The organism is Vibrio sp. 1S139 (genome assembly GCF_041439475.1).
GTDB classification, from domain to species: Bacteria; Pseudomonadota; Gammaproteobacteria; order Enterobacterales; family Vibrionaceae; genus Vibrio; species Vibrio crassostreae_C.
This window is the reverse complement of the sequence record NZ_JBGOOD010000022.1, coordinates 1-12,072: the sequence shown is the minus strand read 5'-3', so window position 1 is coordinate 12,072 and position 12,072 is coordinate 1. Positions and strand designations below refer to the sequence as shown.

Sequence of the window (12,072 nt, the reverse complement as noted above, 5' to 3'; positions counted from 1 at the left end):
TTGCTGAATCGGTTCAGCATTCAGTGTAAAAAAATTCAGCAAAGCCGATTTTGGTTTTCAAAATAGTTTTGCTGCGTGTCGTAATTCCAGTTTCGTTAATAACGAGAAGTCGAATCACAACAAATGACGCTCAATCCATTCAAAAGGATGATTGAAGTCACTTTTCAGATTTTGCTGAATCCTTTCAGCTTTTATACTGAATCGATTCAGCATATAATTCAACTAATCCAAGGATCAGAAGATTGGTTATATGATCCTACGCACAAAATACAGGTCACCCATATGACACTAGATGAGATTGCCAAACTAGCCGGTGTATCGAAAACGACAGCCAGTTATGTGATCAATGGCAAGGCGCAGAAATACAGAATCAGTGAAAAGACACAGCAGAAAGTGATGGCAGTGGTGGAAGAGTATAACTACCGACCAGACCATGCTGCTTCCTCGCTGCGCGCTGGTAATAGCCGTTCATTTGGTTTGATTATTCCTGATCTGGAAAACAGCAGTTACGCGCGTTTAGCAAAATTGATAGAGCAGAACTCACGTAAAGTGGGTTATCAAATTTTGATTGGTTGCTCAGATGATGACGCTGAAACCGAACGTAAAGTTGCGGAAGCGCTTGTTAGCCGTCGTATCGATGCCTTGCTGGTGGCGAGCTCTATGCCAGACGCCAATGAGTTCTACTTGAAACTGCAAAACTCAGGCACACCAGTCATCGCGATTGACCGTCCGTTAGACGATGAACATTTTGCTTGCGTGATCAGTGAAGATTTCGAGGCTGCATTTGAACTGACCCACTCGATTCTCGATGACAGCATTCATAGTGTTGGCTTGATCGGTGCGTTACCTGACCTGAACATTTCACGTGAACGTCAGCTGGGTTTTGAAGCGGCGAATAAAGCACATACTCAACAAACAAGGCTAGCAGAAAACAAGCCGATGGTAGTGGGTTATGGTGAGCACTTTGACAGAGAATCAGGGCGTGAGATTTTTGAGGGTTGGATTGCCAAAGGCACAGTGCCTGATGCGATTGTGACTATGTCTTACACTTTGTTAGAGGGTGTGTTGGATGTGATGGTTGAAAAGCCAGAGCTGATTAATCAAGTAAAACTGGCAACCTTTGGTGATAACCGTTTATTGGATTTCTTACCTTTTAAAGTCCATTCATTGCCACAGCAATTCGAAGTGATTGCAGACAGCGCCTTTGCACTTGCTTTGAACGCGTCTGCTAAACGTTACCAAGCGGGTATTGAGTTAGTACCAAGAAGCTTAGTAAAGCGTGGCTAGCTCGAATTTTACGCTTAGCTAGAAGCCTCGCGTTTAGCTCGAGCTTGGAATTAACTCGAACTTGGTTTTAACTAGCACTGAGTAATAAGCCCATTTCTACAATGGCAACAATGCCGAGCAACAAAGCCAACACTTTCCAAAACTGGATTGGGTTTCGGTTTATCAAAGGTTGCTTGGCTTTGCTTTTCACCAAGCTTTGGTTTGGTGTGTAAAGGTCTGCTACAAAATCCCCCAACACTTGATGACGTTCGCTTGGTGATTCCGCGCAGGCTTTTTGTAATACCAAATCCACCCAGCTTGGTAAGTCAGCTCGTTTCTGTGTGATGGGTTGGTATTCCCATTGATGGTGACGAGATTGCTTAAGCGATTGTGCGGTCATTTCAGAGTAGGGTAATTCACCGGTTAGCATCTCATAGCCGATTACAGCGATAGAGAACAGATCAGAGCTGGTGGTCGCGCTGTTGTGCTTGATGGTCTCGGGTGCAATGTAATTGACCGCGCCTAATGGTGTGTCGTCCTTGTCAGTGAGCTCTCCCTCTTCAAGGCCTCTCACTAATACCGCACCAAGGTCGATGATTTTTACCTCACCATCACGTTGAATCATGATGTTCTCGGGCTTTAAGTCTCGGTGCACCATGTCTGCACGTTGTAATACTCGAATGCCTTGAGTGATCTTTTCTAATATGTCGCGCACTTCATTGAGTGACGGTTTTGGGTTGTCGTACATCCATTGTCTTAGGGTGATACCTTCTACCCATTCGCAGATTTGGTATAAGAATTGCGAGTTCTCTGGCGTCGGGTAAACCTTCATTACTCTCTTGTTTTTTAACAAGATCCCCGCCCATTGTTCATTAAAGAAAGCTCTGAGTTGCGAAGGGCTATCGTGATATTGAACGGAAGGGACTTTCAGCACGAACTCGGTTTGTGTCTCTTTCTGCATCACACGATACACATGGCTTCTTGAACCTGCATACAACACCTCAAGTACCATGAAGTTGTCGATACTTTGCCCGAGCTTTAAAGCGGGTGGGATTGCCCGTTTAGCCAGCTTCTCATGGAATTCAATCAGCGAAGGTTTAGGCAGATGGCTGACTTGCACAATCAAGCAGCTCACGTTGTCTGAGCTATTGTGGCTTAAAGCGGTGTTACAGATGGTTTGCGCTGCGTATTCGAAATCCGCTCCGGGTTTATCGATGTGTTCTTTGAAGGTGTTGGGAGATACAAACTCGTGCACGCCATCAGATGTCAGGATAAAGCAGTCGTTTTTCTTGATAGGCAGGGTTTGATAGTCAACGTTGAGTTGGTTGTCCATGCCTAAGGCGCGTGTAAGATAATGCTTCTGTCCCATATTTTTACGGGTGTGGTCGCGGGTCAGTTGGCGTAATTCTCCATCTCTGAGTAAGTAAATGCGGCTGTCGCCAACGTGGAATATATGTGCGGTGTTTGATTTTAATATCACGCTGCTGAACGTCGAAACGAGGGCATTGTGGTTCACTTGTTGTGCGGGATGAATATTAGAAACAGACGTGTTGAAGAGCCAAGAATTGAGGGACGTTAAGACCTTTTGCGCCGAACGTTGAATGCTCCAGCTTTGGGGGGGTGCGTAATAGTCGTCGATAAACTGCATCACGCTGGTGTGACTGGCTTTCTGGCCGTGTTCACTACAACTTGCTCCGTCTGCAATGCAGGCAACACTGCCTTTCAACTCTTGCTCTGCGCGAGTTTTAGGGTGTTTTACAATGATGGCATCTTGGTTTTCATCACGTACGCCTTGATTCGAATAACCACCAAACTTAAGCGTTAACTGGTTGTTGGATTCTGGCGTGATGACTTGCCCTTGGCTGAATGAAATTGTCATAACTTGTCTTCTTCTTAACTGCTCTTCTTCCCGCTTCCTTGACAGAACATCCTAGGAAGAACAAAAGCCCTAGTGAACTTAGAGCCTTTGAACGAAGCACCTAGCATTGATGTATCCGCTAAGGTGCCTCTCCCGATTCAATAATATCAATGCTTCTTAGTACAGACCCTAGCTTGAAACATTAATCAGCGTGACACTGCCGTCGTCGTTTACTTCGGCGATTTGACCGTTAGGCTCTTCCATGAACAGCAGAGTCACAAAGCCAAGTACCGCTGTTGCAGCAATCACTAAGAAGAAGGTTTGGTAGCTCACGAATGACAACACAGTTAGGTAAACTACCGCACCCACGTTGCCGTAAGCACCCGTCATACCAGCAATTTGACCTGTCATACGACGCTTGATTAGAGGAACCGTTGCGAATACCGCACCTTCACCCGCTTGCACGAAGAAAGAACACGCCATCGCCGCGACAACTGCTAGCCATACAGGCCATGTGCTGTCGACTTGACCCATGGCGAAGTAACCCACCGCAAGGCCAATCGTTAGAATAAGCAGTGTTGGTTTACGACCGAATTTATCTGAAATCCAACCACCACCTGGGCGAGACATTAGGTTCATAAAGGCATAAGCCGATGCAACCATACCGGCAAGAACCGGTGTTAACTCAAAGGTATCAGAGAAGAACAGTGGCAGCATAGAAACAACAGCCAGTTCAGAACCAAATGTCGCGAAGTACAATACGTTAAGTACCGCAACTTGCTTGAACTTGTATTGGTGAATCTCTGGTACTTCTTCTTTAAATACGTTCTTGTTTACTTTCCAAACTTGCGACACTTCGTACACGTAAAGCGCAGCCAAACCTGCATACACAGAGTAAACCGCCATGTCAGACAGCATGTTGATGTTGCTTGGTGATAGCTTCCATGTCAGTAGCGCTAGTGCGGCATACATCGGGATCTTCATAATAAGTAGGAAGAAAAAGTCACCCTTTGATGTCACTTCCATTGCCGTTACTTGAGCCGGTTTGAAGTAAGTAGAACCTTTTGGTGTATCCGTTACGTTTTTGTAGAACACAAACGAGAACGCTAAACTCATTACGCCAGTAATACCGACCGCATAACGCCAGCCGTCTTCACCACCAAACGCTAAAGCCAGAGTTGGAAGCGTGAATGCTGCTGCTGAACCGAAGTTACCCCAGCCGCCGTAAATACCTTCTGCAGTACCCAGTTCGTTGTGTGGGAACCATTCAGACACAAGACGAATACCGACAACGAAACCTGCACCAATGAAGCCCAGTAGGAAACGAGCGATTGCTGCTTGAATGAAAGAGTCTGCCAGAGCAAACATGAAACAAGGGATAGAACAGACCGCGAGTAGCGAAGAGTAAACCAACCTTGGGCCGTATCTATCGGTTAGCATGCCTATTGCGACACGTGCCGGAATGGTCAATGCAACGTTGAGGATCAGGAGGGTTTTGATCTCTTCAGTAGAAAGACCAAGCGTAGTTTTTACCATTTGCAGTAGTGGGGCAAAGTTGAACCACACAACAAAGGTAATGAAAAAGGCCATCCAGCTTAGGTGTAATACCTTCATCTTACCCGTAAATGAAAGCAGCGAAAATTTAGTGTTATCCATGGTTTAAATCCTTTAAATCTGGAAAATTACCCGGTTTGTGCACCTGCGTTACTTCCGAACTTAGAACGCTTTTAATGTGCATAAACCCTGTGCCGAAATTGCGCACGCCAATAAGCGTTTGCATGATGGTGTCGGCGGTTTAGTTAACTGGCGATAGCAAGTGGTGCGAGAACTTGAACTTGTTCTCCTTGCTTGCGAACTTCAAATTTCACGAGCTTGAGCTCAGGCTGTTCAAGACATTCGCCAGTTTCTAAGTGGTAATGCTGCTTGTATAAGGGTGAGGCCACGTAAGGTTCTCCGCTTAATGAACCAATTATACCACGTGACATCACATTCGCCTTGCCGATAGGGTCGTAATTAGAGAGCCCATAAAGCGTGTCGCTGCGCTTGCAGTAAAAAATAGCCACTTGGTTATCGTCTACTTTGGCGCAAATTCCCCCGTTTGGGGTTAGATCGCTGGTGCTGCATACGGTTGTCCAATTTTCCATGACTTTCTCCTAGTCTAAAATTGAGTTTTTATTTTTTTATTGATGAACCTGATGAACCTGATGAACCTGATGAACCTGATGAACCTGATGAACCTGATGAAATTTATGAAACTTCAGTCACTTCGATTTGGTCTGCTTTAGCGAGCTTTTCATCGCGTTTTGAATTCGAAGCATCACTCAAGCTCGGCTTAGGAAAACGTTGCTCTCGCTCTTTGATGAAAGAGAGGCTAGTGTCCATTTCTTCACTGTTGATGTAGTGCTGGAAGCGCTTCATCTTCTCAGGGTTTTCAATGGTGGTTTTCCATTCACACTGGTACTTCTCGATGTTGAGTGCGATGTCTGCTTCGAGCTCTTCAGCAACGTTGAGCTTGTCTTCAATCACGACTTGCTTGAGGTATTCAATGCCGCCTTCGAGGTTCTCCATCCATACCGATGTACGCTGTAGGCGGTCTGCGGTACGTGTGTAGAACATCAAAACGCGGTCGATGTATTTAAGGAGTGTGGTTTCGTCTAAATCAGTGGCGAATAGGTCCGCATGGCGAGGGCGCATACCGCCGTTACCACAGATGTATAAGTTCCAACCTTTGTCGGTGGCGATAACACCAATGTCTTTCGATTGCGCTTCTGCACATTCACGAGTACAGCCTGAAACCGCAAACTTGATCTTGTGTGGTGAACGTAGGCCTTTGTAGCGGTTCTCAAGACGAATCGCTAAGCCAACACTGTCGTCGACACCGTATCGACACCAAGTGCTACCGACACACGATTTCACGGTACGAACCGATTTACCGTAGGCGTGACCTGTTTCAAAACCTGCATCAATCAGCTTTTTCCAGATGATAGGCAGTTCGTTAAGCTGTGCGCCAAACAAGTCGACACGCTGACCGCCCGTGATTTTGGTGTAGAGGTCGAACTCTTTAGCGACTTCACCAAGCACGATCAATTTATCGGGTGTGATTTCACCGCCAGCAATACGCGGAACCACCGAGTAAGTGCCGTCTTTTTGCATGTTGCCAAGGTAGATGTCGTTGGTGTCTTGCAGCTCGATATGTTGATCTTCAAGGATGTAATCGTTCCAGTACGAAGCCAGAATCGAACCGACAGCCGGTTTACACACAGTACAGCCTAATCCGTTGCCGTGAGAATCTAACAGCTCGTCGAAGGTCTTGATTTTGTTGACGCGAATGATGTCGGTAAGCTCTTGGCGAGAATAAGCAAAGTGCTCACAGATATCGTTAGAGACTTCCACACCTAGGTTACTTAGCTCGCTATCGAGAACCTGTTTCGCAAGGGCAGAACAACCGCCACAACCTGTTGAAGCATTCGTGGTTTCTTTCAATGCAGCCATCGTGGTGCAGCCAGCTGAAACGGCCTCTTTAATATCGCCTTTGGTCACATCAAAACATGAACAGATCACAGCGCTATCAGGCAGAGCTTCAACACCCATTGCAGAGCCAGAATCATCGGCCACGTTAGGTAAAATTAGCACTGATGGGTTTTCAGGAAGGGGCATATCATTTTGCTTGATTTGCAGTAGCGAACCGTAGGCTTCTGCATCACCGACCAATACGGCACCGACAATTTTCGTGCCGTCAGCCGAGATGATCAAGCGTTTATAAACTTGTTCAATTTCATCGTTATAAGTATACGATTGAGCGCCTTCCGTCTTGCCGTGTACTTCACCAATACTGGCCACATCAACACCCAGTAATTTGAGTTTGGTGCTCATGTCTGCACCAGTAAATGAAGCGTCGCTCGTTCCGTCTGATAAGATATGCGCAGCCGCGATTTTCGCCATTGAATAGCCAGGGGCCACTAAGCCGAAGATCTTGTTGTCCCAAAGGGCACATTCTCCAATGGCGTAAACGTTGTCGATGTTGGTTTGGCAGTGATCGTTAATCACAATGCCGCCACGTTCACCAATGGCGATATCAGAGCTGCGAGCTAAGGCATCTTGAGGGCGAATACCGGCAGAGAATACGATCATATCGGTTTCTAAGTGGGTGCCGTCTGCGAAGTTCATGCGGTAGCGAGCGTTTTCTCCGTCGACTATTTCAGAGGTCGCTTTCTCGGTATGAACTTGCACACCAAGGTCTTCAATCTTTCTGCGCAGTAGGGCGCCGCCACCGTCATCTAACTGAACGGCCATCAGGCGTGGAGCAAATTCAACCACATGGGTTTCTAAGCCAAGGTTTTTGACTGCGTTTGCGGCCTCTAAGCCAAGCAGACCACCACCAATCACCACGCCAGATTTGCTGCCTTTGCTTGAAAGCTCGATGGCGTCTAAGTCTTCGATGGTGCGATAAACGTGACAGTGTTCTTGGTCGTTACCGGGAATAGGGGGAACAAAAGGGAAAGAGCCCGTCGCCAAGATTAGCTTGTCGTAACTTTCAACGTGACCACTTTCAGTGATGACTTGTTGATTGGCGGTGTCTAGCTTGGCAACCTTCTGGTTCAACAAGTAGTTCACGCCGTTACTTTGGTAATACTCTTCACTGGTCAATGACAGGTCATCAGCGCTTTTACCATTAAAGTAAGCCGTTAGCTGAACACGGTCGTAGGCCAGCCTTGGCTCTTCACTAAAAGTAATCACATCAAACTCATCACTCTCTGATTGCAGGATGTTGTCGATAAATTTGTGTCCAACCATGCCGTTACCAACAACGACGATTTTCTTCTTGCTCATAATCCATTCCTTATTCTCGGCGTCACCATCACTAGCATCTAATTTCTAGTCGTTAGCAGATGAATACCGGGTTGAGATTCCACTCAATTCATAATCATCAAGAAAAACAAAAATGTTTTTCTAAGTCTTGGTTTTTAGTGGAGCAAGGAGGATGCCAGATTACGGTTCGTTCATTTAAATAAAAATTAACTTATAATTTTCAGTGGTTTAAAAAATATAGGCAGCACGAAATCACCCCTAAAGTGGTATGTAAAATTTTTGTTAGATTTATATAAATGAGCGTTTGTGGTGCAACTTTCAGCAAGATGGTGCAAAAATTAAGTTTCTATCTTGGTTAAGTTCTAATTGGTTCATTGCTGATATTTGTGTTTTTATTAAGTTGTTGTTTTTAAATTAAATTACTTACTATTCATCAACTGCTATTAAGTGGCGTGTTATTTGCTTGTTTTCACTTATTACAATTATGGATAATTGAGCGAGAAACGGATGACCGATTCAAACAACGGCTGGATAAAATCGACCTGTGCTTATTGTGGTGTAGGGTGTGGAATAGAAGCGAGACCGACATCGCTAGGAAAACTAGAAGTACGTGGTGATAAAGATCATCCATCAAACTATGGAAAGCTATGTACTAAAGGGATCGCGCTCGGCGACACCGTCACGCCTTTGGGTCGTCTTACACAGCCTGCTTATATTCAGAATGAGCAAAAACAAGAGCTGGATTGGAATAGTGCCACTCAGTTGGTCGCAGACAAATTTAATCAAACCATCGAAGAATTTGGGGCCGATTCGGTTGCGTTCTATGTGTCTGGTCAGCTGCTTACCGAAGACTATTACGTTGCCAATAAACTGATGAAAGGCTTCATTGGTAGTGGCAACATCGACAGTAACTCTAGGCTATGTATGGCTTCAACTGTGGTCGGGCATAAGCGTGCATTTGGCGCAGACACCGTACCGGTATGCTACGAAGATCTCGAGCAAGGCGATCTAGTCGTGATTACAGGCTCTAACCTAGCATGGTGTCACCCGGTACTTTTCCAAAGATTAAGAGCCGCGAAACAAACCAACCCCGCATTGAAAGTTATCGTCATCGACCCGCGTTATACCGACACTTGTGAAATTGCAGATATTCACTTGGCATTGGAATCTGGCTCAGACGTGGCGCTGTTTAACGGCTTATTGGGCTATCTCGACGATAACGACAAGCTAGATGCAGACTACATAGAAAACCACACTCAAGGCTTTACTGAATCGATTCGATCTGCAACTCAATATCGCTATACCGAATCAGGCTGGGGCGACAAAAGCGTTCCTGAGCTGACAGGGTTAACAGAGCAGCAGCTAAAACAGTTCTACAGTTTGTTTGCATCGAACGAGAAGGTGCTGACCATTTACTCCCAAGGCGTGAACCAATCCACACAAGGGTGCGACAAGGTAAACGCCATTATTAACTGCCATTTAGCCACCGGGAAAATCGGTAAACCGGGCATGGGGCCATTTTCTGTAACGGGCCAGCCGAACGCGATGGGTGGGCGAGAAGTGGGCGGTTTAGCCAATACCTTAGCGGCGCACTTTGAATTTGGTGACCCGCAATCACACCAGACCGTCAGCGAGTTCTGGCAAACCGACAGCTTAGCCACACATGCGGGTTTAAAAGCGATTGACCTGTTTGATGCCATGAATGAAGGCAAAATCAAAGCCGTGTGGATCATGGCAACCAACCCAGTTGTGAGCCTGCCTGACAGCGAAAAAATCAAAGCCGCATTAGAGAAGTGCCCATTTGTGGTGGTATCTGACTGCATTGCCGATACGGAAACCACTCGCTTGGCTGATGTAGTGCTACCCGCGCAAGGGTGGAGCGAAAAGTCGGGCACCGTGACTAACTCTGAACGCCGAATCTCACGCCAACGCCGAGTGTTACCAAGCCCAGGGGAAGCCAAACCGGATTGGTGGATCTTGAAAGAAGTCGCACAAAAAATGGGATTCAAAGAGCAATTTGAGTTCCGCCACGAAGGTGAGATCTTTAAAGAGTATTGCGAGATGACAGCGCTCGGCAATGAAACAGGTAAAGCGCGTGACTTGTGCTTAATTGGACTCACGCAACTGGATGAAAAAGGCTATGGCGAACTCACTCCACAGCAATGGCCAGTACTTGAGTATCAACCTGAGATCATCGAACAGCGCATGTTCACCAATGGTGAGTTCTTTACCGAATCAGGCAAAGCGCAGTTTATTGCAGTTGAGCACGACAAACCGATTGCCGATACCAGCCTTGAATTTCCACTTATCATGAACACAGGGCGAATCCGAGACCAATGGCACACCATGAGCCGCACAGGCTTGGCGGCAGGTTTAGGTGAGCATACCCCTGAGCCTTTTGTTGCGATGCACCCAGATACCGTTTCAGAACTGAACTTGGATGAGTTTGGGCTAGATGCGTTCAACCACGCCACTATTAATCCAGTGGTGAAAGTGCGCAGCGCACAAGGGGAGTGTCAAGCCCGCTTAGTGGTGACCAAAGAGATGCGCCGTGAACAAGTCTTCATGCCTATCCACTGGAACGCACCCACCGCCAAAGACAGCAAACCATGCGAACTAATCTTGCCTCATACCGATGCCGCATCAGGTCAGCCAGAATTCAAACATACCCCAGTGATGGTTGAACCGTGTGGCTATCGCAGCGAAGCCGCACTGGTCAGTGACAAGGTGATGGATTGCAGCGGCTTTGATTATTGGGTTCGCCAAAGAGTAGAGGGCGGTTTTCTGTATCGAATATCTTCCTCTAAGAACCCAATGGAGTTGGTGATTCAGCTTGCCAACACCCTCGATGCATTACCAGAACCTGACGCAGAAGCGATTAAATCACTCCATTACCACGGCAATAAATCATTCAAGAACTACGGCTCTGCCAAGCTGGGTCAATCTGGTGTAAAGCAAGCCTTCGTGGTGAACAGTAAGCTAGACCATCAAAGCATCGACTGGCTGGTGGAGTGCCTAACAAGAGAAGCCGATGAAGAGTTCGAAGCCGAGTTTTTGAGTACTATGGCGAAGTAGTTACTTCCTCTTACTTATCCATACCTACAGCGTAAACGCCGACAATCATGTCGGCGTTTTTGTTTGAGAATACAACTTCCAAGATACAACCTTCATAGCCTGAATTGCGGTTTACTCACACATTAGGGAGTTTTCTGCATTTTGCAGAAACTATATGGAAAATTTCTGCTTTTCGTCATGTTTGATACGAAAATAAGTAGGTAAGATGATGTTATTAAATGAGTTATTAGACCAAGTGTAGTGTGTCTTGGAAACTAGACAGAATTGTTTCAGGGACAAAATGCAGAATTATTCTGTCTAATATAGCTGTTAGCCATAATGGAGGAATTTTGAATTACGTAGAAATCACAAGTTGGCTGAAAGATACAATACCGGGAATTATACTCTTGGGTATGATCGGTAGTTTAGCCGCAGGCGTCGTTGTTTGGCTGTTATCTAAATTATATAAGGGTCTGATTCGACTCAATAACTATTTAATCGTTAAGGTGTTTGGTGAAAGCGTTACCAAGGTAGGTGTTTTTTATCTTCGGTATTATTACACTGTTCGATCTACAGTTGGGCAGCTTCGCAATAAAGATAAAGAACTGCCATTGATTGTCATACACCAACAATTTTTGGCTAGTCGAAACTTATCTGTTATTACATTTTTGATTTTTGCTTTGGTCGCATATTTGATGTTTCTGTTCGTTGGAACGAGCTATCCTAAAACGACCGCTCTATTTGTAACAATAGCCCTTCTTAGTCTGAACGACAGTATTGTTTTTAGTCTTTGGACGCGAAAAGTAGAAGACTATTTTTATGGCGTGGAGAAGGGCATTGCTGAAGAAACATACAAAACACGTGATGCTGTAATTTTAGAGAGCTTAGTTTCATTTGAAAACTTGGAAAAATCTCAAGGTAGTTCTGGGAAATCTTAAGTTTATGGCTAACAAACGACTATGGCGTCAATGATTAATTTTTGGCAGTGTTTTCATCCCACATGGCGCCATCTCTCAGCATAGAGTTAAGAGTCACAACCATCTTTCGAACACACGCGATTATTGCGACTTTCTTAGGCTTTCCGG

7 protein-coding genes and 1 pseudogene are annotated in these 12,072 nt (G+C 45.7%); 3 read left to right on the top strand and 5 right to left on the bottom strand.

Annotated elements, in window-relative coordinates:
- The first annotated feature begins 282 nt into the window (after positions 1-282).
- The gene (gene cra / locus ACED46_RS09530) at positions 283-1,287 is read left to right on the top strand and encodes a catabolite repressor/activator (RefSeq protein ID WP_029222703.1); all 1,005 of its coding nucleotides are present in this window, start codon (positions 283-285) and stop codon (positions 1,285-1,287) included.
- A gap of 67 nt (positions 1,288-1,354) precedes the next feature.
- Here the strand turns inward: cra and ACED46_RS09525 are convergent, their stop codons facing one another.
- The 4 genes from ACED46_RS09525 to nirB form a co-directional block, all read right to left on the bottom strand.
- The gene (locus ACED46_RS09525; protein ID WP_371721342.1) at positions 1,355-3,145 is read right to left on the bottom strand and encodes a protein kinase; all 1,791 of its coding nucleotides are present in this window, start codon (positions 3,143-3,145) and stop codon (positions 1,355-1,357) included.
- Between the two features lie 168 nt (positions 3,146-3,313).
- Positions 3,314-4,780 (bottom strand): NarK family nitrate/nitrite MFS transporter, encoded by a 1,467-nt coding sequence (locus tag ACED46_RS09520; RefSeq protein WP_371721341.1) that lies wholly within the window; start codon positions 4,778-4,780, stop codon positions 3,314-3,316.
- Between the two features lie 143 nt (positions 4,781-4,923).
- Positions 4,924-5,268 carry a nitrite reductase small subunit NirD gene (gene nirD / locus ACED46_RS09515; RefSeq protein ID WP_012600889.1) on the bottom strand — a complete coding sequence of 115 codons (345 nt, stop codon included), beginning with the start codon at positions 5,266-5,268 and terminating at the stop codon, positions 4,924-4,926.
- 103 nt (positions 5,269-5,371) lie between these two features.
- On the bottom strand, positions 5,372-7,954 hold the full coding sequence (nirB, locus tag ACED46_RS09510; protein WP_371721339.1) for a nitrite reductase large subunit NirB: 2,583 nt from the start codon (positions 7,952-7,954) through the stop codon (positions 5,372-5,374).
- 471 nt (positions 7,955-8,425) lie between these two features.
- Between nirB and ACED46_RS09505 the strand changes: the two genes are divergently transcribed.
- Both ACED46_RS09505 and ACED46_RS09500 read left to right on the top strand, forming a co-directional pair.
- Positions 8,426-11,008 carry a molybdopterin oxidoreductase family protein gene (locus tag ACED46_RS09505; protein ID WP_371721337.1) on the top strand — a complete coding sequence of 861 codons (2,583 nt, stop codon included), beginning with the start codon at positions 8,426-8,428 and terminating at the stop codon, positions 11,006-11,008.
- A gap of 329 nt (positions 11,009-11,337) precedes the next feature.
- Positions 11,338-11,925, top strand: a complete 588-nt coding sequence (locus tag ACED46_RS09500; RefSeq protein WP_371721336.1) for a hypothetical protein — start codon at positions 11,338-11,340, stop codon at positions 11,923-11,925.
- Positions 11,926-11,959: 34 nt separating this feature from the next.
- On the opposite strand, the pseudogene ACED46_RS09495 reads toward ACED46_RS09500, so the two are convergent.
- Positions 11,960-12,072, bottom strand: a pseudogene (locus ACED46_RS09495) (IS110 family transposase); the annotation flags it as partial.